Origin of the sequence: Bradyrhizobium sp. IC3123 (genome assembly GCF_020193625.1) — a bacterium.
Taxonomy (GTDB): Bacteria; Pseudomonadota; Alphaproteobacteria; order Rhizobiales; family Xanthobacteraceae; genus Bradyrhizobium; species Bradyrhizobium yuanmingense.
This window is the reverse complement of sequence record NZ_JADYVF010000022.1, coordinates 1-25310: the sequence shown is the minus strand read 5'-3', so window position 1 is coordinate 25310 and position 25310 is coordinate 1. Positions and strand designations below refer to the sequence as shown.

The following is a 25310-nucleotide window of genomic DNA, read 5'->3' as shown; positions in this document are numbered from 1 at the left end:
TTAGCCTCCCTTGACGGCCTTCACGATCTTCTGCGCGGCGTCGTCGAGATTGTCGGCGGGCACCACGTTCAGTCCGGATTCACGGATGATCTTCTTGCCGAGCTCGACGTTGGTGCCTTCGAGGCGGACCACCAGCGGCACGCTGAGGCCGACCTCGCGAACCGCAGCCGTGACGCCCTCGGCGATCACGTCGCACTTCATGATGCCGCCGAAGATGTTGACCAGGATGCCCTTCACGTTGGGATCGGCGGTGATGATCTTGAACGCGGCCGCGACCTTCTCCTTGCTGGCGCTGCCGCCGACGTCGAGGAAGTTGGCCGGCGCCATGCCGTAGAGCTTGATGATGTCCATCGTCGCCATGGCGAGACCGGCGCCGTTGACCATGCAGCCGATATTGCCGTCGAGCGTGACGTAGTTGAGATCGTATTTCGACGCCTCGATTTCCTTGGCGTCTTCCTCGGTCAGATCGCGCAACGACACCGCGATCTCGGGATGGCGGAACAGGGCGTTGTCGTCGAAGGACACCTTGGCATCGAGCACGCGGAGCTCGCCCTGCTTGGTCACGACCAGCGGATTGATCTCCAGCATCGACATGTCCTTGGCGACGAAGGCCGCGTAGAGCTGCGCGGTGAGCTTCTCGGCCTGCTTGGCGAGGTCGCCGGACAGATTCAGCGCCTTCGCGACCGTGCGGCCGTGATGGCCCATGATGCCGGTCGCCGGATCGACCGAGAAGGTCACGATCTTCTCCGGCGTGTTGTGCGCGACGTCCTCGATGTTGACGCCGCCCTCGGTCGACACCACGAAGGAGACGCGCGAGGTCTCGCGGTCGACCAGGATCGAGAGGTAGAATTCCTTGTCGATGTCGGAGCCGTCCTCGATGTAGAGGCGGTTGACCTGCTTGCCGGCAGGTCCCGTCTGCACGGTGACCAGCGTCGCGCCCAGCATCTGCTTGGCGAATTCGTTGACCTCTTCCACCGACTTGGCGATGCGGACGCCGCCTTTGTCGCCGGCGGATGCCTCCTTGAACTTGCCCTTGCCGCGCCCGCCGGCATGAATCTGGCTCTTCACCACCCAGACCGGGCCGGGAAGCTGTCTTGCGGCGGCGTCGGAGTCCGAGGCCTTGAGAACCGCTACGCCGCGCGAAATCGGAACGCCGAATTCATGCAGCAGCGCTTTGGCCTGATATTCATGGATATTCATATGGTCGCTCCCTGAACCCGCGGGCGGTGACCTCATGGGCCCACCTCAGTCTTGTGGCTGGCATACCATATACCACAGGAACTGCAACCCGGATTCTTTGACAATCGAGATCTGCCGAGACCGGAACCCCACCCCGGTCAGCCGGGGTCCGGAAGTGAAACCGCCGAAGACCGGGTTTCGATCTTCGGCGGGTATTGCTTTGCCTTAGCGGCCGAGAAGATCGGGTGCGATCTTCTTGCAGGCATCGACCAAGCCCTGCACGGCACCGACCGACTTGTCAAACGCCTCGCGGTCCTTGCCGGCGAGTTCGATCTCGACCACGCGCTCGACGCCCTTGGCGCCGATCACGACGGGCACGCCGACATACATGTCCTTCACGCTGTACTCGCCGTTGAGATAGGCGGCGCAGGGCAGCACGCGCTTCTTGTCCTTCAGATAGCTCTCGGCCATCGCGATCGCGGAGGCGGCAGGGGCGTAGAAGGCCGAGCCGGTCTTGAGCAGGTTGACGATCTCGGCGCCGCCGTTGCGGGTGCGGTCGACGATCTCGTCGAGGCGCGCCTGTGAGGTCCAGCCCATCTTGACGAGGTCGGGCAGCGGGATGCCGGCGACGGTGGAGTACTTCACCAGCGGCACCATGGTGTCGCCGTGGCCGCCGAGCACGAAGGCGGTGACGTCCTCGACCGAGACGTTGAACTCGTCGGCGAGGAAGTAGCGGAAGCGGGCCGAATCCAGCACGCCGGCCATGCCGACGACCTTCTTGTGCGGCAGCCCCGAAGCCTTCTGCAGCGCCCAGACCATGGCATCGAGCGGGTTGGTGATGCAGATGACGAAGGCGTCGGGGGCGTACTTCTTGATGCCGGCGCCGACCTGCTCCATGACCTTGAGGTTGATGGAGAGGAGGTCGTCGCGGCTCATGCCGGGCTTGCGCGGCACGCCGGCCGTGACGATGCAGACTTTGGCGTTGTCGAGCGCCTCATAGGAGTTCGCGCCGGTATAGTGGGCGTCGAAGCCGTCGACCGGCGAGGACTGCGCGATGTCGAGCGCCTTGCCCTGCGGCACGCCCTCGGCGATGTCGAACATCACGACGTCGCCCAGTTCTTTCAGGCCGATGAGGTGAGCCAGCGTTCCGCCGATCTGGCCGGAGCCAATCAAAGCAATCTTGTCGCGCGCCATGTGAACCTGTCCTTTAGACACGTAAGGAGGGGAAACTGAGACGGGTGGTTATCCCTTTCGTCTCCCCCGTTCAAGTCGCCCAATGCCCAATTGTCGGGCTTGCCGAGATAGCAGCCAGCATACCCCGGCCGTCATTCCGGGGCGCGCGAAGCGCGAGCCCGGAATCCATAACCACCATCCGGAGTATGGATTCCGGGCTCGTCGCTTTGCGACGCCCCGGAATGACGGCGGGGATAGGACTTAAGTCTCGACCAAGCCCTTGGTCGAGCCGCTGGCGGTGGAATCCTTGCGGCCGTGAGGCAGCGCCAGATAGGATTCCGAGCTCATTTCGATCAGGCGCGAGGCGGTCCGGTTGAACTCCATGGCCTCGGTGCCATCGGTCGCGAGGTAGAGCGAGATCGGATTGGCGTCGGCCGAGGCCATCAGCTTCACGGCGTTGTCATAGAGCGTATCGATCAGGGTGATGAAGCGCTTGGCCGCGTTGCGCTGGGAGAGGTCCATCACTGGAATATGGTCGACCAGGAGGGTGTGATAGTCGTGCGCCAGCCTGAGGTAGTCGGATGCACCGAGCGGCTGCTCGCAGAGGTCGGCGAAGGAGAATCGCGCCACGCCATGGGCCGAGCACGGCACGTGCAGAATGCGGCCCTTGATCGAAATGTCACGCGAGCGGCATTTGGCGCCGCCCGTCATCCGCTTCCAGGCACGGTCGAGCGCGGCATCCGCATCGCCATCGGCCGGTGTCAGCCACATCGGCACGCCCTGCAGCTTCTCCAGGCGGAAGTCGGTGCGCGCATCGAGCCGCGCGACGTCCATGTGGTCGGTGATCTGCTTGATGAAGGGCAGGAACAGCGAGCGGTTCAGGCCACCCTTGTAGAGATCGTCGGGCGCGACGTTGGAGGTCGCGACCACGACGGTGCCGAGCTCGAACAATTTGGCGAACAGGCGGCCCAGGATCATCGCGTCCGCGATGTCGGTGACGTGGAATTCGTCGAAGCAGAGCAGCCAGCTCTCCTCGAAGATCGCATTGGCCGTCAGAGCGATGACGTCGCTGTCGGCGATCTCGCCGCGCGCGATGCTCTGGCGATAATCGTAGATGCGCTCGTGCACGTCCGCCATGAACTCGTGGAAATGCGCGCGGCGCTTATGCTCGACCGATGAGTGCTGGAAGAACAGGTCCATCAGCATGGTCTTGCCGCGGCCGACCTCGCCGTGGATGTAAAGCCCGCGCGGCGCCTCGTCCTTGTCACCAGAGCTGAACAGGCGGCTGAGCAGGCCCTGCTTGCGGGTGGGCTTGTAGGTCGAAAGCCGCAGGTCCAGCGCCGCATAGGCCTCGGCGACCTCGGCCTGCGCGGGATCCGGCTCGATCGCGCCGGACGCGATCTCGGCCTGATAGGCCTCGCGGAATGAGGGATTTGGGGTGGAGAGCATGGCTCTTTACCGCCAGAGACGGACGGAAATTGCAAGCCGTGAAATGGGGTCAGAGGTATGCGCGTTTCTTCTCCCTCGCCCCGTTCTTACGGGGGCGCGACGAGCTTCGCTCGCGCTGGGAGGGTCGGGGTGAGGGGCTCTATCCGCGTATGAGATCCATCGAAAGACCTGCCCCCCTCACCCGGATCGCGAGAGCGATCCGACCTCTCCCCGCAAGCGGGGAGAGGTTAAGAAAGAAATTACTCACACAGCTCGTAGGCATCCTCGACCACATACGGGCCGCCGCCGGTGGACGCGCGCGAGGAGAACAGCACGAAGCGTTCGGCCATGAACGCCTTGCTCGGGAAATAGCCGCGCAGCGAGAGATAATCGGCGACGTCGCGGTCGGAGGCATCGTGCAGCCTCGCAAGCGTGACGTGCGGAATGAACTTGCGTCCCTCCGGGTCGAGGCCGATCCGCTGCATCATGCGCTCGAGCTCGGCCTGCAATTCCATCAGCGGCTTGCTCGGCGCAATCGTGGCGACCACCGCGCGGGGCTTGCGGCCGCCGAAGCTGGTGAGCCCCTGCACCTTCACCTCGAACGGCTTGCGGTCGACGCGAAACAGCATCGAAGCGATCTCGTTGGCGGAAGCCCCGTCAATGTCGCCGATGAAGCGCAGGGTGACGTGATAATTTTCGGGATCGATCCAGCGGGCGCCGGGGAGGCCACCTCTCAAGTTGGAAAGCGACTGGCCAATTTCGGCCGGAATTTCCAGACCCGTGAACAAACGCGGCATCGTTTCGCACTCCCGATGCTTGGGTACGGTGCTCGAACAGCGAGAACCATATCCAAATTAGAGCCGGCGACGAATCACCGGTACCCTGATTCCTATCGCAGTTGTGTGACTCTGCGAAGCACACCGCGCCTCACCCCGGTAAAACCCTGGGAATTAGGGTTAGCGCTGCCTGGTTTTCAACGCCGTTGCTCAGCGATCGTGCCAATGAATGCCTCCACCATGGGCATGATCCTGCCGACGATGATGTCGACGCCTTCAGCGGTCGGATGAATGCCGTCGGCCTGGTTGAGCTTGGCCTCGGCCGCGACGCCTTCGAGGAAGAACGGATAGAGCGGCACGTCGAATGTCTTCGCCAGATCCGGATAAATCGAATTGAAGCGCGCGGCGTATTCGGCGCCGTAATTCGGCGGCGCCAGCATGCCGCAGAGCATGACCGCAATCTTTCGCGCCTTGAGCCGCTGGACGATGTCGGTCAGCGCGGCGCGCGCCACGTCGGGATCGATGCCGCGCAGCGCGTCATTGGCGCCGAGCTCGACGATGACACCGTCAGTTCCATCGGGCACCGACCAGTCGAGCCGGTCGCGGCCGCCCGAGGTGGTGTCGCCGGACACCCCGGCATTGGTCATGTCGACCTCTATGCCTTTGGCCCGCAAGGCTTTTTGAAGCTTTTGGGGGAACGCCTCCTGGGCCGGAAGGCCAAGGCCCGCGCTTAGGGAATCGCCGAGGACGACCAGCTTGACCGGTTTTGTCGCACCCGCCCAAGCGGGGTTCGCCATCGTCATGACGGCGAGCATCAACACGGCTATGTGCATGAACAATCCGTAACGCCTCTCGACCCCGCGTGCGGACTTGCCATATGACCGGACCATGGACACTCGCATCGACCCCTCTTCGCTCGCCGCTACCGCGGACACCATCGCCATCTCCAACGTCAACCTCTCATTGGGCACGGGCGCGGCACGCGTTCACATCCTCAAGGATATCAGCCTGCGGGTCGGCCGGAGCGAGACGATCGGACTGATCGGCCCGTCAGGCTCGGGCAAATCCACGCTACTGATGGTTATGGCGGGGCTGGAACGTCCTGATAGCGGAGAGGTGGTGGTGAATGGCACGCCTTTCAATGCCCTCGACGAGGACGCGCTGGCGCGCTTCCGCGGCCGCCAGGTCGGCATCGTCTTCCAGTCCTTTCACCTGATCCCGACCATGACGGCGCTGGAGAACGTTGCTGTGCCGCTCGAACTTGCCGGCAATCCCGATGCCGCCAAGCGCGCGGCAGAGGAGCTGCAATCGGTCGGGCTCGGTGACCGCCTGCATCATTATCCGACCCAGCTCTCCGGCGGCGAGCAGCAGCGCGTCGCGCTCGCCCGCGCGCTGGCGCCGGATCCCGCGATCCTGGTCGCTGACGAGCCGACCGGCAATCTCGACGAAGCAACCGGTAAGCAGATCGTCGATCTGCTGTTCAGCAAGCATGCCGAGCGCGGCATGACCTTGGTGCTGGTGACGCACGATTCCTCGCTCGCGCATCGCTGCGATCGCGTCATCCGCCTGCGTTCCGGGCGCATCGACACGCAGTCTGCGCCCGCATGAGCGCCGCGGCCGAATCGTTCCCGAAGCCCAACGCCGTCGCGCTGTCGCTGCGCTACGCCTTGCGTGAATTGCGCGGCGGCCTGCGCGGCTTCTACGTCTTCATCGCCTGCATCGCGCTCGGCGTGATGGCGATTGCCGGCGTCGGCTCGGTGTCCGCGAGCCTGAGCGACGGTCTCGCGCGCGAAGGCCGCACGCTGCTTGGCGGCGACGTCTCTTTCGTGCTGTTCCAGCGCGAGGCCAAGCCGGAAGAGGTCGCGTTCCTGCGTTCGCGCGGCACGCTGTCGGCGGCTGCGACCTTGCGCGGCATGGCGCGTTCGGCTGACGGCAAGCTGGCGCTGGTCGAGATGAAGGCGGTCGATAACACCTATCCGATGCTCGGCAAGTTGAAGCTTGCGCCGCAGCTGGAGATGTCCGATCTGCTCGCGGAACGCGACGGCGCGTTCGGTGCCGCCGCCGATCCGACGCTGCTGGCGCGGCTCTCGCTCAAGACCGGCGACCGCGTCACGATCGGGTCCGCAACGTTCCAGATCCGCTCCACCGTCGAGGCCGAGCCCGACAAGCTGGCCGGCGGCATCGGCTTCGGGCCGCGCTTTCTGATCAGCGAGGCGGCCTTGCGCGCCACCGGCCTGATCCAGCCCGGCAGCCTGGTGCGCTGGGTCTACCGGGTCAAGCTGCCGGAGGCTGCTAACAACGAGCGCGCCACCGAAGCCTTCATCGCGGATGCGCGCAGCGCCGCGCCGCAGGCCGGCTGGGAGATCCGCAGCCGCTCCAACGCCTCGCCGCAGCTCGAGCGCAACATCAACCGCTTCACGCAGTTCCTGACGCTGGTCGGCCTTGCCGCGCTGCTAGTCGGCGGCGTCGGCGTCGCCAATGCCGTCAAGAGTCACATCGACCGCAAGCTCGAGGTGATCGCCGCCTTCAAGGCCGTCGGGGCCACCGGCCGGGACGTGTTCGGCATCTACCTGGCGCAAGTGGTCCTGCTGGCCGCGATCGGGTCCGTGATCGGCCTGGCGCTCGGCGCCGCGATGCCCTTTGCGATCGTTGGCCTGTTCGGCAAGCTGTTGCCGCTGCCGGTGGTGCCGGCCGTGCACACCGACGAGCTCGCGCTGTCCTTCCTCTACGGCCTCCTCACCGCGCTCGCCTTCGGCCTGTGGCCGCTCGCGCGCGTGCACGACGTGCCGGTGGCCGCGCTGTTCCGCGACACCATCAGCTCCGAATGGCACCGGCCACGCGCGAGCTATCTCGTGTTCATGGCCGTCGTGATCGCACTCCTCATCGCGGTCGTGATCGGCCTGTCGTTCGACAGGCGCATCGCCGCGGTGTTCGTGGCCTCCTCAGTGGTCGTGTTCGCCTTGCTGCGCGGCATCGCCGCCCTGCTGATGACGATCGCACGACGGCTGCCACGGACGCGGCTGCCGATGCTGCGGCTTGCGATCGCCAACATCCACCGGCCGGGCGCGCTGACGCCGTCCGTCGTGCTGTCGCTGGGGCTCGGGCTCGCCGTGCTCGTCACCATCACCCAGATCGACGGCAATCTGCGCCGGCAGTTCCTGGCGGCGCTCCCCGACCAGGCGCCATCGTTCTTCTTCATCGACATTCCGAGCGCGCAGGCCGAGCAGTTCGATGGCTATCTGCGCCAGATCGCCCCCGGCGCCAGGATCGAGGACGTGCCGATGCTGCGCGGACGCATCGTCGCCGCGCGCGGGGTGCGCGCCGAGGAGCTCAAGCCGACCACGGATTCCGAATGGGTGCTGCAGAGCGATCGCGGCCTGACCTACACCGCCGAGCTGCCGAAGGGCTCCAAGGTGGTCGAGGGCGAATGGTGGCGCGCCGATTATTCCGGCCCGCCGCTGGTCTCGTTGGAGAAGAAGATTGCCGACGGGCTCGGCCTCAAGCTCGGCGACGAGGTCGTGGTCAACGTGCTCGGCCGCGACATTCCGGCCAAGATCAGCAATCTGCGCACGATCGACTGGCAGGGTCTCGGCATCAATTTCGTCCTGGTGTTCTCGCCCAACGCCTTCAAGGGCGCGCCGCACACCCACATCGCGACGCTGACGGAAGCGGGCGGAAAGGCGGGCGACGGCAGGATCATCAAGGAGGTCGCCGACGCCTATCCGATGGTGACGAGCGTGCGCGTGCGCGAGGTGATGGAGACGGTCGGCTCTGTGGTGACCAATCTGGCCCTGGCGATCCGCGGCGCCAGCGCCGTGACGCTGATCTCGGCGATCCTGGTGCTGGGCGGGGCGCTCGCCGCCGGCCACCGCCACCGCGTCTATGATGCGGTAATCCTCAAGACCCTCGGCGCGACGCGGCTGCGGCTGCTCGGCGCCTATGCCCTCGAATACCTGCTGATCGGCCTTGCCACCGCGGTGTTCGGGGTGATCGCGGGCAGCATCGCGGCCTGGCTGATCGTGACGCGGCTGATGACGCTGAGCTTCGTCTGGCAGGCCGGCAGCGCCGCCGGCGTGGTCGCCGCCGCGCTGGTCGTGACCGTCGGGCTCGGGCTTGCCGGCACGCTGCTGGCATTGAACAAAAAGCCCGCGACGGTGTTGCGAAATTTGTGACAAAATGTAGCGGCTGATCGAGCTGCCCGGAATCGGCCCGGTTTCCGCGATTAACCACGCTACCCCGTCAACTTCGCGTCAGGATTGACGCCGAGGGCGACATTCAGCCGCGCGTGGAAGGTTGCGGCGAATGTGTTAGTTTCCCACATATCGGATGGGTTCGGAGTCCCGATTGTGAGCCAAAATTCAGTCGGCTGGCAGCGGTCTCCGAGATAGAATTTGACGAACCGGCGGCATGGCGACCCTCGTGCCGGACCGGACCAACCAACGGGAATTCGACCATGTCGGACCTAGACCGTAACTACGCTTCTCCTTTCGGCAGGGCCGCCGGGCGTGTTGACGCCGCGACGGTCGATGCCGGCCTGCGCGCCTATATGCTGCGCATCTACAACTACATGAGCATTGGCCTGGCCATCACCGGCCTTGCCGCGCTCGGCGTCTACATGGCCGCCGTGACCGACGTTCCGACGGCGGACGCCGTCCGCGTCGGCAAGGTGTTCCTGACACCGTTCGGCTACGCCATGTTCGTCAGCCCCCTGAAGTGGCTGTTCATCCTGGCGCCGCTCGCGATGGTGTTCGTGATCTCGGCGGGCATCAACCGTCTGGCACCCTCGACCGCCCAGATCCTGTTCTGGGTGTTCGCGGCGCTGATGGGCATCTCGCTGTCGTCGATCTTCCTGGTGTTCACGCACACCTCGATCGTGCGGGTGTTCTTCATCACCGCGGCGACCTTCGGTGCGCTGAGCCTCTACGGCTACACCACCAAGCGTGACCTGACCGGCATGGGCTCGTTCCTGTTCATGGGCCTGATCGGCATCGTTCTCGCCAGCCTGGTGAACCTGTTCCTGGCCAGCTCGATGCTGCAGTTCATCGTGTCGGTGGTCGGCGTGCTGGTGTTCTCGGGCCTGACCGCCTGGGATACCCAGCGGCTGAAGAACGACTACATCTACGGCTATGCCTCGGCCGGCGGTGACGTCGCAGAGCGTTCGGCCATCACCGGCGCACTGTCGCTGTACCTGAACTTCATCAACCTGTTCACGCTGCTGCTGCAGCTCCTCGGCCAGCGCGAGTAAGCTCTGAGACGAGAGAACGGACACGAACCCCGGCCGAAAGGCCGGGGTTTTTGTTTTGAGGGTACGGCCTCTCCCCGTCATTGCGAGGAGCTCGCGACAAAATTGCGCAGCAATTTTGCGCCGATGCGACGACGCAATCCAGAGCCCCTCCGCAGATGCATTTCTGGATTGCTTCGCTGCGCTCGCAATGACGGGTGTGGAGGCAGCGCAGCCTCTTCCGGCCCCTCAGGGAACGCTCTATCCTTCCCCCATGTCCGCACCCGATATCAGGCCCACCACCGAGGCCGACCTCCCCGCCGTCACCGCCATCTACCAGCAGGCCGTCCGCGAGGGCACGGCGACGTTCGAGCTGGAGCCGCCCGACCTCTCGGAAATGACGCGCCGCTATCGCGCGCTGATCGACGGCGGCTATCCCTATTTCGTCGCCATGCTGGACGGCCGCGTGGCCGGCTATGCCTATGCCGGCGCCTACCGGCCGCGGCCCGCCTATCGTTTCACGGTGGAGAACTCGATCTATCTCGATCCGTCCTTCCACCGCCGCGGCGTCGGCTCAATGCTGCTGGAACGGCTGATCGTCGAATGCGAAGCGCGCGGCTTTCGCCAGATGATCGCTGTCATCGGCGATTCCGCCAATGCCGGGTCGATCGGCGTGCACACAAGGTGCGGCTTCAAGATGATCGGCACACATCCCAGTGTCGGGCTGAAATTCGGCCGCTGGCTGGACACCGTGATGATGCAACGCGACCTCGGCGAGGGCGCAAGCACGGTGCCGGGGAAGTAGTTCATCCGTCATTCCGGGGCGATGCGCAGCATCGAACCCGGAATCCATTGAACGGCAGGGGCGGTGGAGGGATGGATTCTCGGGTGCGCAATTGCGCACCAGCTCGCGACTTCGTCGCGCCCCGGAATGACGATCGATGGTTCGTCTACACCACCGCCAGTTTGCGATCGATCACCAGCAGCACCCGCTCGAGCTCGTGGCCGCGACGCAGGATCAGGCCGGTCGCCGAGATCACGCTGTACATGCCCTGCTTGCGCGCCAGGCGCGGGTCCTTCTCGATGCGATAGATCGGCACTTCCGAGGCGCGGCGATAGACCGAGAACACGGCGCGGTCCTTCAGGAAGTCGATGGCATAGTCGCGCCATTCGCCGTCGGCGACCATGCGGCCGTAGAGATTGAGAATCCGGTGCAGCTCGAGCCGGTTGAACGTCACCCGGTTCGGCTGCGCATGCGCCGCGGCAGGACGCGCCGCCGCGCGCTGCTCGCTCGGATCGGCATCCTCCGACGTCAGACTCATGGGAAGCGCCTCCTCATCGCACGGCTACCCGCGTCCGCCAAGATCGTCCCGGAACCGCGTTCGTGACAATTGCATGATTGCGCCAACCGTTCCGCATCGCAAGGGGCTCGACCTATCGAATCGGCGTCGCATCAGGGCACACGCAAGGGTGGAACTCCGTCGCGGCAAACCGTCACGGGATCGTTAGCAGGAATCATAGTATCGCCGCTTTTCCGCCAACCGCCTGCCGCCCTGCACTGCGAAAAGGGTGACGTGCGTTGACCCGGTCCTTTCGGTTCCGGATTCCTCAGCCCCCAGCCCCCCGGGGTCGAACAGGATCGGGTCTGTACGCACGACAAGGAGGGCCAACGCAAGTTGGTCCTTTTTTGTTTGTGCCGAGATGTTTCCGGTCTGCCGTCATTCCGGGGCGCGCGAAGCGCGAGCCCGGAATCCATTTACCATCACACAAGCTGAGAAATGGATTCCGGGTTCGCGCCAAGAGGCGCGCCCCGGAATGACGAGCATCAATTGCTGAGACGTTCTGCCTGCTTCAATGCAGCGACGTGTAGGCCGCACCCAGCATCGGGCCCGGCCTCTCGCGGCTGCCGTCCTGGACGTAGACCACCGCGCCGTCGACGCCGTCGCGCGTGAGGTTCTCGATCGGCACCGTCCAGCTCTCCGGACGGCCGGTCCAGTCGCCGACCTTGAGCAGGCTGCGCACCACGTTGTGATAGGTGACCTGCTGTCCCTTGTTCTCGCCGCGGGTGATCGCGATCGGCACCGACTTCGCGATCGAGCAGATCCAGACCTCGCCGCGCGAGACCGTGGGCTCCTTGCTTGCGGCTACCGACACGTTGATCTGCTTGCCCGAGAGCGACATCGTCACCGGCACGCTCATCACGCCAGTGCCCTTGTCGGTCTTGCCGATCGCGTTCTCGATGCCGGTGCGATCGCTGCCGATGACATGGGTGGAGCCGTTGACCACGACCTGCGGCGTGTAGACCTCGCGGTCGCCGCGCATGCGCGAATAGGCACGCTGCCGTGCAGAGAAGCGCGAATCCGCCAGCGTGTCCTTCCAGCCGAGATAGTCCCAATAATCGATCGGCATGCTCAGCGCGATGACGGAGGGGTCCTTGGAGAGATCGCCGATGATCTGGTCGGCGGGCGGGCAGGAGGAGCAGCCCTGCGAGGTGAACAATTCGACGACGGCGCGGGGTTCAGCTTCGGCAGGACGAATGACGGCGATGATCGCACATATGCCGAGAGCTCCCGACCAGAGGGCGCCGGACCAACGTGGAATCAGATGGGAAGCCGTCATTGTCGTCATGTCGAACGCCGCACACCGTTGCTCTCAGAGGGAAATCTTATCGCCGGATGGTCACCGTAGTCTTACGGGGCGCGGTACATTCATCCATCCGGGCCACCGTCCAAAGGGAGGTTTTCCGCCGGGCGGGCCCATCTGAAGCGTACCGCAAACGCGCGAAGGCGGCCTTTGATAGGCCGCCTTCGTTAAGGCTTCTACTCACTTCGCAGTGAGCCATCATTCACAAATCCGCGTTTACGCCGCGAGCTTGCGCAGCACGTAGTGCAGGATGCCGCCGTTGCGGTAGTAGTCGAGCTCGTCCAGCGTATCGATGCGGCAGAGCAGCGAAACGCGCTGCAGCGAACCGTCGCCGGAGACGATCTCCGCGGTCAGCTTCTGGCGCGGCTTGAGGTCGCCGACGAGGCCGCGGATGGTCACCTTCTCGTCGCCCTTCAGCCCAAGCGACTGCCAGGAGGTGCCTTCCTCGAAGGTCAGCGGCAGCACGCCCATGCCGACCAGGTTGGAGCGGTGGATGCGCTCGAAGCTCTGGCAGATCACGGCGCGCACGCCGAGCAGGCGCGTGCCCTTGGCGGCCCAGTCGCGCGAGGAGCCGTTGCCATACTCGGCACCGGCGAACACCACCAGCGGCACCTTCTCTTCCTGGTACTTCATCGCGGCGTCGTAGATCGACATCTGCTCGCCGTCGGGCCAGTGCTTGGTCAGGCCGCCCTCGGGGATGTTTCCGTCCGCGCCCTTCAGCATGAAGTTCTTGATGCGGATGTTGGCGAAGGTGCCGCGCATCATCACTTCATGGTTGCCGCGACGCGTGCCGTACTGGTTGAAGTCGGCCGGACGCACCTGGTGCTCGCTGAGATATTTGCCGGCGGGCGAGGTGAGCTTGATCGAGCCGGCCGGCGAGATGTGGTCGGTGGTGATCTTGTCGCCGAACATGGCGAGGATGCGCGCCTCGACGATGTCGGTGACCGGCTCCGGCTCCTTCTTCATGCCTTCGAAGTAGGGCGGGTTCTGCACATAGGTCGAAGACATGTTCCAGCGATAGGTCTCACTCTCGACTGTCTTGATCTTGCGCCAGTTGGTGTCGCCCTTGAACACGTCGGCATACTTCTTCTTGAAGATCGACGCGGTCACGAACTTCTTCATGAAGGCGTTGATCTCCTTGGTCGTCGGCCAGATGTCCTTCAGGTACACCGGCTTGCCGTCCTTGCCCTCGCCGAGCGGCTCGGTGGCGAGGTTCTTGGTGACGCTGCCCGCGAGCGCGTAGGCGACCACCAGCGGCGGCGAGGCCAGGTAGTTCGCCTGCACATCCGGCGAAACGCGGCCTTCGAAGTTGCGGTTGCCGGAGAGCACGGCGGCCGCGACGACGCCGTTGTCGTTGATCGACTTCGAGATCTCCTCAGGCAGCGGACCGGAATTGCCGATGCAGGTGGTGCAGCCGAAGCCGACCAGGTTGAATCCGACTTTGTCGAGATCGGGCTGCAGACCGGAATTGGCGAGATATTCCGCGACCACCTGGCTGCCCGGCGCGAGCGAGGTCTTCACCCACGGCTTGGCCTTGAGGCCCTTCGCAGCCGCATTGCGCGCGAGCAGGCCGGCGCCGATGAGCACGCTCGGGTTCGAGGTGTTGGTGCAGGAGGTGATCGCGGCGATCACGACGTCGCCATGGCCGATGTCGAAGTTCTTGCCGTCGACGGGGAAACGCTTGGCCGGCTCCTCGGCCTTCTTGTACTCGCTGGCAAGCGCGAGCGAGAAGCCGTCCGCGACGGTCGGCAGCGCGATGCGGCCTTCGGGACGCTTCGGGCCGGCCATCGACGGCACGACGTCGCCGAGGTCGAGGGTCAGCGTTTCCGTGAACACGGGGTCGGGCGACTTGGCCGTGCGGAACAGGCCCTGCGCCTTGGCATAGGCCTGCACCAGCGCGACGCGGGCCGAGGCACGGCCGGAGGTCTTGAGATAATCGAGCGCGGCGGCATCGACCGGGAAGAAGCCGCAGGTCGCGCCGTATTCGGGCGCCATGTTGGCGATCGTCGCCTTGTCGGCGACCGAGAGGTGGTCGAGGCCGGGGCCGAAGAACTCGACGAACTTGCCGACCACGCCGAGCTTGCGCAGCATCTGCGTCACGGTGAGCACGAGGTCGGTCGCGGTGACGCCTTCCTTCAGCGCGCCCTTCAGCTTGAAGCCGACGACGTTGGGCAGCAGCATCGACAGCGGCTGGCCGAGCATGCAGGCTTCCGCCTCGATGCCGCCGACGCCCCAGCCGAGCACGGCAAGGCCGTTGACCATGGTGGTGTGCGAATCGGTGCCGACCAGCGAATCGGGATAGGCCACCTCGAAGGTGCCGGTCTTCTTGCCGACGGTCATCTTCTCCTTCTTGGTCCAGACCGTCTGGGCCAGATATTCGAGATTGACCTGGTGGCAGATGCCGGTGCCGGGCGGCACGACGGAGAAGTTCGAGAAGGCCTTCTGGCCCCACTTCAGGAACTCGTAGCGCTCCTGGTTCTGCTTGTATTCCTCGGTGACGTTCTTGCCGAAAGCCTTGTTGTCGCCGAAGAAGTTCACGATCACGGAATGGTCGATGACGAGATCGACGGGCACCAAGGGGTTGATCTTCTCAGGCTCGCCACCGAGCTTCTGCATCGCGTTGCGCATCGCGGCGAGGTCGACCACCGCGGGCACGCCGGTGAAGTCCTGCATCAGCACCCGCGCCGGGCGGAAGGCGATCTCATGCTCCAGCGACTTCTTGCGCAGCCATTTCGACACCGCGACGATGTCTTCCTTCTTGACCGAGCGGCCATCCTCGTTGCGCAGCAAATTCTCGAGCAGGACCTTCATCGAGTAGGGAAGTTTCGAAATGCCCTTCAGACCATTCTTCTCGGCGGTGGGCAGGCTGTAATAGACATAGGTCTTGGCGCCGACCTTGAGAGTCTTTTTGCATTTGAAGCTGTCGAGCGAGGTCATGTAGGAGATCCCAATTGCTAGTTATACCCGGCAGGGTATTTTAACACCGTCAGCGTATCAGGCTGGGCCGCTTGCAGGGGCAGGTTGAGTTGCTGCATCAAGTAGTTCCGGGCTTATAGAAGCTTTCTAACCGCGCCGCCACAGCCACTATCGTGCCGCAGCAATTCGCGAGCCAAAAATTCCCATGCGCTACCCCAAGATTTCCTGAGGCCCGGCTGTGAGCGGACTGAACCAAGGCGACATGCGGCTGTCAGGTCACGGGCTGAGATGCGTGCGGGGCGGGCGCGAGGTGTTCGCCGGGCTCGATTTCGCGGCCGGGTCGGGCGAGGCCGTGGCGGTGATGGGGCGCAATGGATCGGGCAAGACCTCGCTGCTGCGGCTGATCGCAGGCCTGCTCGTTCCGGCCGGCGGGACGATCGCGCTGGAGGGGGGCCATAGTGAGCTGACCCTGGCGGAGCAGTGCCACTATCTCGGCCATCGCGATGCCCTGAAGCCGGCGCTGAGCGTGGCCGAAAACCTGACGTTTTGGGCTGACTTTCTCGGCGGCGAGCTTTTCGATGCCGTCGAGAGCCTTGCCAAGGTGGGGCTCGACCACGCCATCCATCTGCCCGCCGGATTCCTGTCCGCGGGACAGCGCCGCCGGCTCTCGCTGGCGCGGCTGCTGACGGTCCGCCGCCCGGTCTGGCTCCTGGACGAGCCGACCAATGCGCTTGATGTCGCCGGTCAGGACATGTTCGCCGGCCTGATGCGCGAGCATCTGGCCGGCGGCGGCATGATCGTCGCGGCGACGCATGCCCCGCTCGGGATCGAATCGCGGGAGCTGCGGATCGGGGGTGTGGCGTGAAGTTCAGGCACCCTCAGTTTTCCAAGCGGCCGGGCTCGGCTCTATCCATTCCCTCCCCCCACAAGGGGGAAGGGAGCGCAGTGTGCCTGTGGCTGTCGGATGCGTTCCCAGAAGCTGGAAGCCTCTCATGACCGCCCTCACCGCCCTCATCCGCCGGGACATCAGGATTGCGCTTCGCGTCGGCGGCGGAGCGCTGATCGGGGTCTTGTTCTTCCTGACCGTGGTGGTGCTGATGCCGTTCGCGGTCGGGCCGGATCTGGCGCTGCTGTCGCGGCTCGGACCTGCGATCCTCTGGCTCGGCGCCCTCCTAGCCAGCCTGCTGACCCTCGACCGGCTGTTCATGGCCGACCATGAGGACGGCTCGCTCGACCTGATCACGATGAGCCGGACGCCGCTGGAACTCGCCTGCGCCGCCAAGGCGCTGGCGCATTGGCTCGCCGCCGGCCTGCCGCTGATTGTCGCAACCCCCGTGCTCGGCCTGTTGCTCAACCTCGACATGATCGCCACGGCCGCGGTGGCGCTGACGCTGCTGGCGGGCACTCCGGCGCTGACCTTCACCGGCATGATCGGCGCGGCGCTGGCGGTGACGCTGCATCGCGGCGGGCTGTTGATGGCGGTGCTGGTGCTGCCGCTGTCGATTCCCGTGCTGATTTTCGGCGTTGCGGCCTCGCAGGCGGTGATCGTCGGTCCCATGACCTTCGGCGCGCCGTTTTCGATCCTGTGCGCGCTGTCGCTGGTCAGCCTCGTGATCGGCCCGTTCGCGGCCGCAGCAAGCCTGCGGCATGGCCTCGACTGAGATGGGCTCGACGGACCTTGACCCGGATCAACTTTCGCGACGGGCTTTCGTGCTGATTGCCTGAGCGGCCCCCGGTGATTATCAGGATACCATGACGCTGATCGACCTCGCCAACCCCACGCGGTTCCTCGCGCTGACAGCGCGGGTGTTGCCGTGGCTGGCGGCCGCGACAATCATCCTGCTCACGATCGGTCTCTATCAAGCTGCGCTCGCGCCCGATGACTATCAGCAGGGCGCGACCGTCAAGATCATGTTCATCCACGTGCCCAATGCCTGGCTGTCGATGTTCGTGTGGGGCGTGATGAGCATCGCATCGTTGGGCACGCTGGTGTGGCGGCATCCGCTCGCCGACGTCGCCGCCAAGGCCGCAGCTCCGATCGGCGCCGCCTTCACCTTCCTCGCGCTGCTCACGGGCTCGCTCTGGGGCCGGCCGATGTGGGGCACCTATTGGGAGTGGGACGCGCGGCTGACCTCGGTGCTGATCCTGTTCCTGATGTATCTCGGCCTGATGGCGCTGTGGCGCGCCGTCGACGATCCCTCGCGTGCAGCGCGCGCCGCCGCGGTGCTGACCTTGGTCGGCGCGATCAACCTGCCGATCATCAAGTTCTCGGTCGATTGGTGGAACACGCTGCACCAGCCCGCCTCGGTGATGCGCATGGGCGGCTCGGCGCTGGACAAGTCGTTCCTGATTCCGCTGCTGGTGATGGCGGTCGCCTTCACGCTGCTGTTCGTCACGCTGCACCTGGCCGCGATGCGCAACGAGATTTTGCGCCGCCGTGTCCGCTCGCTGCAGATGATGCAGGCCAGCCGCATGGCGTTTTCGAGCGACATGGCCGCCGGTTCGCGTGAAGACAACGCGTCCAAAGAAGCTGGGGCTGCATGACGATGTCGCTCGGTCCTTATGCCTCTTTCATCGTGGCGTCTTACGCAGCTGTCGCCCTCGTGGTCGCGATCCTGATCGGCTGGGTCATGCTCGATTATCGCAGCCAGACGCAGCGCCTGCGCGAGCTGGAGCAGCGCGGCATCACCCGCCGGTCGGGCCGCAGCGCGACGGAGCTGCGATGAGCGATCAGCCTGCCTCCGCTTCGCCGCAGCGCCGCACCTTCCTGGTGATGCTGCCGCTGATCGTCTTCATCGGCCTAGCGCTTTTGTTCTGGTTCCGGCTCGGGAGTGGCGATCCCTCGCGGATTCCGTCCGCGCTGATCGGCCGGCCCGCACCGCAAACCGTGCTGCCGCCGCTCCAGGGATTGCAAGAGAATGGCACGCAGGTGCCGGGACTCGATCCGGCTGCGTTCAAGGGCAAGGTCAGCCTCGTCAACGTCTGGGCGTCCTGGTGCGTGCCCTGCCATGACGAAGCGCCGCTTTTGACCGAAATGGCAAAAGACAAGCGCTTCCAGCTGGTCGGCATCAACTACAAGGACGCCGCCGACAATGCGCGGCGCTTCCTCGGCCGCTACGGCAACCCGTTCGGCCACGTCGGCGTCGACGCCAACGGCCGCGCGTCGATCGAATGGGGCGTCTATGGCGTGCCGGAGACCTTCGTCGTCGGGCGCGAGGGCACCATCGTCTACAAGCTGGTCGGGCCGATCACGCCGCAAAATCTCAAGGCCGTGCTGATGCCGGAGCTGGAGAAGGCGCTGAAGGCAGGAAGCTGATGCCGCGCTCGTACCACACGCTCAACTGTCATCGCCCGACTTGATCGGGCGATCCAGTATTCCAGAGACGCCAGTCGTATACGGAGAAGCTGCGGCGTACTGGATGCCCCGGTCAAGCCGGGGCATGACAGCGGTATGTGGAGCGACGCTTCGCCTGTCCTTCGCCTAACCCTTGCTCACATCCCCCGCCTCGGCCTCGCTTCTCTCCAGCGAGACCGGCGCGAGATGATAGCGCTTGGTCAGCGGCATCTGTGCGATGGCGAAGATCATCGTGATCGGGGTGACGCCGAATACCTTGAAGTTCACCCAGAAATCCGTGCTCTGGGTGCGCCAGACGATCTCGTTCAGCACCGCCATTCCGGCGAAGAACAGCGCCCAGCGCAAGGTGAGGATGCGCCAGCCCTGCGGCGTCAGGTTGAACACCTGGTCGAACATCACGGCGATGAAGGAGCGGCCGAACAACAGGCCGCCGCCGAGGATCGCGGCGAACAGGCCGTAGATGATGGTCGGCTTGACCTTGATGAAGGTCTCGTCGTGCAGCACCAGGGTCAGCGTGCCGAACACCAGCACGATCACCCCCGTGACGATCGCCATGATCGGGATGTGGCGCGTCACGATGTAAGAGGCGGCCATCGCGACCGCGATGGCCACCATGAAGGCGCCGGTCGCGGCGAACAGATTGAACTTCGCGTTGACGAAGAAGAACACGAGCAGCGGACCGAGCTCGGTCGCGAGCTTGAACAGCGGATGCGGCTGGGTCTTGTCCATTCTCTCTTCCGTATCTCCCATCCTTCGAGACGACCGCTTCGCGGTCTCCTCAGGATGAGGACCTCATGTGTGGCACGACCTCATCCTGAGGAGCCGCGCAAGCGGCGTCTCGAAGGATGACGCTATTCGATTCCGGCGATGGCGCGGGCGAAGTCGCGCGCGGTGAAGGGCGCGAGATCGTCGACGCCTTCGCCGACGCCGATGAAGTGCACCGGCAGCTTGAACTTCTCCGCGAGCGCCACCAGGATGCCGCCGCGCGCGGTGCCGTCGAGCTTGGTCATCACGAGGCCGGTGACCCCGGCGGTGCGATGGAAGGCCTCGACCTGCGACAGCGCATTCTGGCCGACGGTCGCATCCAGCACCAGCAGCACGGCATGCGGCGCAGTGTCATCCACTTTGCGGATCACGCGCACGACCTTCTCGAGCTCGTTCATCAGCTCGGCCTTGTTCTGCAGGCGGCCGGCGGTGTCGATCAGCAGCACGTCGACATTCTGCTCCTTCGCCGCGGTGAGCGCGTTGAAGGCAAGGCTTGCGGAATCCGAGCCCTGCGCGCCTGCGATGACGGGCGTCTTCGTCCGCTCGCCCCAGACCTTGAGCTGCTCGATGGCGGCGGCGCGAAACGTGTCGCCGGCGGCCAGCATCACCTTGCGGCCTTCAGAGGCGAATTTCTGCGACAGCTTGCCGATCGTGGTGGTCTTGCCGGAACCGTTGACGCCGACCACGAGAATGACGAACGGCTTTTTTGCCGCATCGATCACGAGCGGCTTTGCCACCGGCGACAGCACCTTCTCGACCTCGGTGGCGACGACGTCCTTGACCTCGTCCGCCGAGATCGCCTTGTCGTAGCGGCCGGTGCCGACGGCATCGGCAATGCGCACCGCGACTGACGTGCCGAGGTCGGCGCGCAGCAGCACGTCCTCGATGTCGTCGAGCATGGCGCGGTCGAGCTTGCGCTTGGTGACGAGGTCGGCGACCGCGGTCCCGAGCGAGGACGAGGTGCGCTTCAGCCCATTGGACAGGCGGCGCCACCAGCTCAGCTTGGGGGTCTCGGAGGTGGTATCGTTCATGGTGGCGTGTTAGCCGTTCCGGCCCGTAAACGAAAGCCTTGACCGAAAGTCCTGCGATTGCTCGATGTTCCCCAATTGACCGCCGATGAGATCTTAGGCCGCGTGCTCCATCGCGACGGCCTGATGCTGGTCATCGACAAGCCGGCCGGCCTGCCGGTGCATCGCGGCCCCAAGGGTGGCCCCAATCTGGAGGATTCCTTCGACGCGCTGCGTTTCGGCCTGCCGCGACCGCCGGTGCTGGCCCACCGGCTGGACAAGGACACCTCGGGCTGCCTCGTGCTCGGCCGCCACCGCAAGGCGACGGCATCGCTGGGCCTTTTGTTCAAGCACGGCAAGATCGGCAAAACCTACTGGACCGTGGTCGAAGGGGGCCCTGCCGAGGACGAAGGCACCATCGACATGCCGCTCGGCCGACTCAATGCCGAACGCGGCTGGTGGCAGAAGCCGGATCCGGAAGGGCAGAAGGCGATCACGAACTGGAAGGTGATGGGCCGGGGCGACGGTTTCACCTGGCTTGCCATGGAACCGGTGACCGGCCGGACCCATCAATTGCGGGTGCATGCGGCCGCGAGCGGCTGGCCGATCTTCGGCGACAACATCTACGGCAACGGTCCGCGCTTCGGCGAGCCGCGCCTGCACCTGCATTCGCGCGAGATCGTGGTGCCGATCTCCCGGAACAAGGAGCCGGTCCGCGTGGTGGCGCCGGCCCCGCCGCATATGCACGAGAAGCTCCGGGCCTGCGGGTGGAACGGGGAGTAATCTCTTAGACCCTCATGGTGAGGAGGCGCGTCAGCGCCGTCTCGAACCATAGAGGCCCCGCAGGCGCATCGCGGTCGTATCCATCCTTCGAGACGCCCGCTTCGCGGGGCTCCTCGGGATGAGGAGCGGTGGTCGGTCGAGAAGCGGCTGTGCTCGGCTACCGTGCCATGGTTTACGAAACCTTCAGCGCTCGCCTCTAATGATAACGGTTGCTTAGAACAAGCTTCCGTAACCGCTCAGGACGAGCCGCGCGCGATGACCAATTCCGGGCTATCGATCATCGACGAGGTCGAATCCGCACTGCGGATCGGCTCGCCGGAAAAGGGCCTGGCGACGGCCCGGCGCGTCACCGAGCTGTTCCTCTCCTCCGCGGGCAATTTCGACGACGAGCAGATCGCGCTGTTCGACGACGTGCTCGAGCGCCTGATCGGCACCATCGAGCTGCGCGCCATCGCCGATGTGGCAGCGCGCGTGGCGCTGGCCGAGATCAGCGCGCAGCTGGCGCCGGTCGCGCAGGCGCCGCCGTCGGTGATCCGCCGCCTCGCCAACAATGACGAGATCCGCATCGCCGGCCCCGTGCTGCAGGAATCCGCGCGCCTCGACGACGGCGAGCTGGTGAAGATCGCATCAGCTAAGGGCGAGCCGCATCTGCTCGCGGTCGCCGGCCGCTGGTGGCTGAAGGAGATCGTCACCGACGCGCTGCTGGCGCGCCGCTACCCCAGCGTCAGCCGGCGGCTTGCGGCCAATCCCGGCGCGCGCGTCTCCGGAAAAGGGTTCGCCATCATCGTCGGCCAGGCCGAAAGCGATCCGGAGCTCGCAGTCAGTGTCGGCGTCCGCGTCGACTTGCCCTTGGAGCTGCGCCGCCAATTGCTGCGCTCGGCGACGGACGCCGTGCGCACCCGCCTGTTGTCGCGCGCCCCGCCGCATCTGTTCGAGGAGATCCAGAGCGCGATCGCCGCCGTCGCCATCGGCGCCGAACGCGAAATGTCGGCGGTGCGCGATTTCGAAGGTGCCAAGCGCGCCATCGCCGGCCTCAAGGCCACCGGCCAGCTCGACGAGGCGACGTTGCTCGGCTTCGCCACACAGCGGCGCTATGAGGAGACGGTGGCGGCGCTGGCGGCGTTGTCGGGATCGACGGTCGAGGTGATCCGACCGCTGATGCAGAGTCTCCGCGAGGACGGCCTGCTGGTGCCGTGCAAGGCCGCACAGCTCAGCTGGGAGACCACCATGGCCGTGCTCGAATGCCGTTTCGCGACAGGCGCGATGACGCCCGCGGACATCGCGAGGACACAGGGGCATTTTGCGAGAATGACGGCGGAGAACGCCAAGCGCACGCTGCGATTCTGGCAGGTCAGGGCGTCGTAGTTTTCCCTCTCCCCTTGCGGGAGAGGGTGGCTCGCCGCGAGAGCGGCGAGACGGGTGAGGGGCCTCTCTCCGCGCATGACCTCTCAATGCGATTGCGCGGATACAACCCCTCATCCGGCGCTTCGCGCCACCTTCTCCCACAAGGGGAGAAGGAAGAGAGCAGCTGCTTACGTCGTGAGCCGCTCGCCATCAATGCCAGCAATCTTCAGCCGCACGATGCTTCCCACCCGCTCGCCCGCAATCGCCACCGGCAGATAATGCTCCGTGCGGCCCTGCCCCTCGCTCTCGATCAGCACATCGCGCCTTGCGCCGATCTCGGCTTGCAGCCGCTGCTGCAGCGCCGCCTCTCCTACCGCGCGCAGCCGCTTCGCACGCTCTTTAATGACCGGCCCCGCCACCTGCGGCATCCGCGCGGCGGGCGTGCCGGGCCGCGGCGAATAAGGGAAGACGTGCAGGAAGGTCAGTCCGCATTGCTCGACGAGGTCGAGCGAGCGCGAGAACATGTCCTCGGTCTCGGTCGGGAAGCCCGCGATGATGTCGGCGCCGAAGACGACATCGGGGCGTAGGCGGCGTACCTGCTCGCAGAAGCCAATCGCATCCTGCCGCGAATGCCGCCGCTTCATGCGCTTCAGGATCATGTCGTCGCCCGACTGCAGCGACAGGTGCAGGTGCGGCATCAGGCGCGCATCCTCCGCGATGGCATCGAGCAGGTCGTCATCCGCCTCGATCGAATCGATCGAGGAGATACGCAGGCGCTTGAGCTCGGGCACATGGCGCAGGATCTGCTTGGTCAGCAGGCCGAGCTTGGGCGCGCCGGGCAGGTCTGCGCCGTAGCTCGTGAGATCGACGCCGGTCAGCACGATCTCGGCATGGCCGCGCTCGACCAGGGTGCGCACCTGATCGACCACCGCGCCCATCGGCACCGAGCGCGAATTGCCGCGGCCGAACGGGATGATGCAGAAGGTGCAGCGATGATCGCAGCCGTTCTGCACCTGCACGAAGACGCGCGGCAGGCCGCTCGCATAGCCATCGACGAGGTGCGGCGCCATCTCCTTCACCGCCATGATGTCGCTGACGGCGATCTTCTCGCTGGCGCCAAGATCGAAAGCGTGGCGCGTCTCCCGCCACGCTTCGCCGCGCATCTTGTCGTCATTGCCGACGACGCGATCGACCTCGGCCATGCCCGCAAAGATCGCAGCCTGCGTCTGCGCCGCGCAGCCGGTGACGACGATGCGCGCCTCGGGGCGCTCGCGCTTCAACTTGCGGATCGACTGGCGCGCCTGCGCCACCGCCTCGTTGGTGACGGCGCAGCTGTTGATGACGATGGTGTCGGAAAGCCCTGCGACTTCCGCCTTGCTGCGGATCACCTCGGCCTCGAAGGCGTTGAGGCGGCAGCCGAAGGTGACGATGTCGACGGCCATCAGGCGACCGGCGCGAACAGCGCCGGATCGAAGCTGCCCTCATATTCGAAGGTCGCGGTGCCCGTCATCAGCACGTGGTCGTCGCGCTCGCGCCATTCGATGCCGAGCTTGCCGCCGGGCAATGTGATCTCGACCTTGCGCTCGGCGCGCTTCAGCCGCGCGGCGGCGACCCCCGTGGCGCAGGCCGCCGACCCGCACGCCTTGGTCAGGCCGGCACCGCGCTCCCAGGTGCGGATCGTGATGTGCTCGCGATCGACGATATGGGCCAGCGTGATGTTGGCGCGCTCGGGGAAGATCGGATGGTTTTCCAAGAGCGGACCGAAGCGGCCGAGATCGTAGGCGTTGACGTCGTCGACCCAGAACACCGCGTGCGGATTGCCCATGCTCACCACTGAGGGCGAATGCAGAATGGGATTGTCGATCGGCCCGATCTGCAATTCGATGTAGCGGGTGTCGCGAAACTCTTCCGCCAGCGGAATGTCCTGCCAGCCGAATTTCGGCGCGCCCATATCCACTGTGTAGAGGTCGGGCGCCGGACCCTGCCAGGCATTGAGCAGGCCGGCGGCCGTCTCGAAGGTCGCACTGGTCTGCCCGGTCTTCTCGAAGATGCGGCGCACGACGCAGCGCATGCCGTTGCCGCAGGCACCGGCCTCCGAGCCGTCATTGTTGTAGATGCTGATGAAGGCCTCGGTGCCGTCGAGCCGCGGCCTCTGCAGCACCATGAGCTGGTCGTAAGCCACGCCGCCGTTCGCGGACGCGACGGCGCGGGCATCGTCCGGCGTGACCTTGGCCGCCGAATCGCGCAAGTCGACAACGACGATCTCGTTGCCGATGCCGTTCATCTTGGCAAATGCGTGGTTGGCCAGCGCGCTCATGAAAATTCCCGAATTTCGCCTGCCTTATATGGCGATCCTCGGCTGCTTGGCCAGTGATTTGCCACCCGGGTCGGGACATCGGGCAAGTTGCCTGCCATGACGCATCTGTCATGGGACGAATTCGGCGCTCGCGTGTTAGAACGGCGCGGTTCGCGCGAACCGGGACGCGCGGACGGGTTAAGGCCTTGGTGGGTAAGGCCTTGATGAATTGAGGCCCCGACGAAGCGGGCCTCGGGGAGAATAAAATGAACACTTTTCGTCGCCTCGCTTTGGCCGCGCTGATCCCGGCTGCGGCCTTGTCGCATGGGCTGTCAGGCGCTCTGGCGCAGACCGCGAGCCCGGCGCCGGCCGCATCGGCAAGTCCCTCGCCGGCCCCGACGGCTTCGCCCGCCCCGGCTGCAAG

The 25310-nt window shown here is 65.3% G+C and carries 23 protein-coding genes; 11 read left to right on the top strand and 12 right to left on the bottom strand.

Translation table 11 applies throughout. The features are described from left to right. The 5 genes from sucC to I6F20_RS35460 form a co-directional block, all read right to left on the bottom strand. Complete coding sequence (gene sucC / locus I6F20_RS35480) at window positions 1–1200, bottom strand: ADP-forming succinate--CoA ligase subunit beta (RefSeq protein ID WP_036008785.1); 1200 nt, start codon at window positions 1198–1200, stop codon at window positions 1–3. A 204-nt stretch (window positions 1201–1404) separates the two neighbouring features. Beyond that, window positions 1405–2373 (bottom strand): malate dehydrogenase, encoded by a 969-nt coding sequence (mdh, locus tag I6F20_RS35475; protein ID WP_025032846.1) that lies wholly within the window; start codon window positions 2371–2373, stop codon window positions 1405–1407. 240 nt (window positions 2374–2613) lie between these two features. Next, complete coding sequence (zapE, locus tag I6F20_RS35470) at window positions 2614–3801, bottom strand: cell division protein ZapE (RefSeq protein ID WP_036024610.1); 1188 nt, start codon at window positions 3799–3801, stop codon at window positions 2614–2616. A gap of 239 nt (window positions 3802–4040) precedes the next feature. After that, on the bottom strand, window positions 4041–4577 hold the full coding sequence (gene thpR / locus I6F20_RS35465) for an RNA 2',3'-cyclic phosphodiesterase (protein WP_027572985.1): 537 nt from the start codon (window positions 4575–4577) through the stop codon (window positions 4041–4043). 176 nt (window positions 4578–4753) lie between these two features. Continuing rightward, window positions 4754–5389 (bottom strand): arylesterase, encoded by a 636-nt coding sequence (locus tag I6F20_RS35460; protein WP_036008792.1) that lies wholly within the window; start codon window positions 5387–5389, stop codon window positions 4754–4756. Window positions 5390–5444: 55 nt separating this feature from the next. Here I6F20_RS35460 and I6F20_RS35455 point away from each other — a divergent pair, with 55 nt between their 5' ends. The 4 genes from I6F20_RS35455 (at window position 5445) to I6F20_RS35440 (ending at window position 10582) form a co-directional block, all read left to right on the top strand. Next, window positions 5445–6164 (top strand): ABC transporter ATP-binding protein, encoded by a 720-nt coding sequence (locus tag I6F20_RS35455; protein ID WP_057026565.1) that lies wholly within the window; start codon window positions 5445–5447, stop codon window positions 6162–6164. Next, complete coding sequence (locus tag I6F20_RS35450) at window positions 6161–8728, top strand: ABC transporter permease (RefSeq protein ID WP_225130744.1); 2568 nt, start codon at window positions 6161–6163, stop codon at window positions 8726–8728. Before I6F20_RS35455 ends, I6F20_RS35450 begins: the two co-directional genes overlap by 4 nt. Before the next feature lie 281 nt (window positions 8729–9009). Beyond that, window positions 9010–9801 (top strand): Bax inhibitor-1/YccA family protein, encoded by a 792-nt coding sequence (locus tag I6F20_RS35445; RefSeq protein WP_036008808.1) that lies wholly within the window; start codon window positions 9010–9012, stop codon window positions 9799–9801. A 250-nt stretch (window positions 9802–10051) separates the two neighbouring features. Then, window positions 10052–10582 carry a GNAT family N-acetyltransferase gene (locus I6F20_RS35440; protein WP_036008811.1) on the top strand — a complete coding sequence of 177 codons (531 nt, stop codon included), beginning with the start codon at window positions 10052–10054 and terminating at the stop codon, window positions 10580–10582. Window positions 10583–10727: 145 nt separating this feature from the next. On the opposite strand, the gene I6F20_RS35435 is transcribed toward I6F20_RS35440, so the two are convergent. The 3 genes from I6F20_RS35435 to acnA form a co-directional block, all read right to left on the bottom strand. Next, window positions 10728–11099: a DUF2794 domain-containing protein gene (locus I6F20_RS35435; protein ID WP_036008814.1), complete on the bottom strand. Its 372-nt coding sequence runs from the start codon at window positions 11097–11099 to the stop codon at window positions 10728–10730. Window positions 11100–11628: 529 nt separating this feature from the next. Then, on the bottom strand, window positions 11629–12405 hold the full coding sequence (locus I6F20_RS35430; protein ID WP_057026569.1) for a DUF1223 domain-containing protein: 777 nt from the start codon (window positions 12403–12405) through the stop codon (window positions 11629–11631). A 231-nt stretch (window positions 12406–12636) separates the two neighbouring features. Beyond that, window positions 12637–15357 (bottom strand): aconitate hydratase AcnA, encoded by a 2721-nt coding sequence (acnA, locus tag I6F20_RS35425; RefSeq protein ID WP_036040732.1) that lies wholly within the window; start codon window positions 15355–15357, stop codon window positions 12637–12639. Window positions 15358–15598: 241 nt separating this feature from the next. Here acnA and ccmA point away from each other — a divergent pair, with 241 nt between their 5' ends. From ccmA to I6F20_RS35400, 5 genes are all read left to right on the top strand, one after another. Beyond that, window positions 15599–16201: a heme ABC exporter ATP-binding protein CcmA gene (gene ccmA / locus I6F20_RS35420; RefSeq protein ID WP_225130820.1), complete on the top strand. Its 603-nt coding sequence runs from the start codon at window positions 15599–15601 to the stop codon at window positions 16199–16201. A gap of 127 nt (window positions 16202–16328) precedes the next feature. Then, entirely contained in the window at window positions 16329–16997 is a 669-nt protein-coding gene (gene ccmB, locus I6F20_RS35415) for a heme exporter protein CcmB (protein ID WP_225130742.1), read from the top strand. A 91-nt stretch (window positions 16998–17088) separates the two neighbouring features. Next, window positions 17089–17880 carry a heme ABC transporter permease gene (locus tag I6F20_RS35410; protein WP_036008837.1) on the top strand — a complete coding sequence of 264 codons (792 nt, stop codon included), beginning with the start codon at window positions 17089–17091 and terminating at the stop codon, window positions 17878–17880. Further along, complete coding sequence (ccmD, locus tag I6F20_RS35405; RefSeq protein WP_109141829.1) at window positions 17877–18062, top strand: heme exporter protein CcmD; 186 nt, start codon at window positions 17877–17879, stop codon at window positions 18060–18062. The genes I6F20_RS35410 and ccmD overlap by 4 nt, the downstream gene beginning before the upstream one ends. After that, window positions 18059–18652 (top strand): DsbE family thiol:disulfide interchange protein, encoded by a 594-nt coding sequence (locus tag I6F20_RS35400; RefSeq protein ID WP_036008843.1) that lies wholly within the window; start codon window positions 18059–18061, stop codon window positions 18650–18652. Before ccmD ends, I6F20_RS35400 begins: the two co-directional genes overlap by 4 nt. A 165-nt stretch (window positions 18653–18817) precedes the next feature. Here I6F20_RS35400 and I6F20_RS35395 read toward each other — a convergent pair whose 3' ends face one another. Continuing rightward, complete coding sequence (locus tag I6F20_RS35395) at window positions 18818–19420, bottom strand: septation protein A (RefSeq protein WP_036008846.1); 603 nt, start codon at window positions 19418–19420, stop codon at window positions 18818–18820. 122 nt (window positions 19421–19542) lie between these two features. Beyond that, window positions 19543–20487 (bottom strand): signal recognition particle-docking protein FtsY, encoded by a 945-nt coding sequence (gene ftsY / locus I6F20_RS35390; protein ID WP_036008849.1) that lies wholly within the window; start codon window positions 20485–20487, stop codon window positions 19543–19545. 57 nt (window positions 20488–20544) lie between these two features. Here ftsY and I6F20_RS35385 point away from each other — a divergent pair, with 57 nt between their 5' ends. Continuing rightward, window positions 20545–21246: an RluA family pseudouridine synthase gene (locus I6F20_RS35385; RefSeq protein ID WP_225130740.1), complete on the top strand. Its 702-nt coding sequence runs from the start codon at window positions 20545–20547 to the stop codon at window positions 21244–21246. A gap of 255 nt (window positions 21247–21501) precedes the next feature. Further along, entirely contained in the window at window positions 21502–22611 is a 1110-nt protein-coding gene (locus I6F20_RS35380; protein ID WP_225130738.1) for a DUF2336 domain-containing protein, read from the top strand. A 167-nt stretch (window positions 22612–22778) separates the two neighbouring features. Here the strand turns inward: I6F20_RS35380 and mtaB are convergent, their stop codons facing one another. Together mtaB and dapF are read right to left on the bottom strand one after the other, a co-directional pair. Further along, window positions 22779–24032: a tRNA (N(6)-L-threonylcarbamoyladenosine(37)-C(2))-methylthiotransferase MtaB gene (mtaB, locus tag I6F20_RS35375; RefSeq protein WP_225130736.1), complete on the bottom strand. Its 1254-nt coding sequence runs from the start codon at window positions 24030–24032 to the stop codon at window positions 22779–22781. Beyond that, window positions 24032–24907 carry a diaminopimelate epimerase gene (gene dapF, locus I6F20_RS35370; protein ID WP_225130734.1) on the bottom strand — a complete coding sequence of 292 codons (876 nt, stop codon included), beginning with the start codon at window positions 24905–24907 and terminating at the stop codon, window positions 24032–24034. Before dapF ends, mtaB begins: the two co-directional genes overlap by 1 nt. Window positions 24908–25310: the final 403 nt, after the last annotated feature.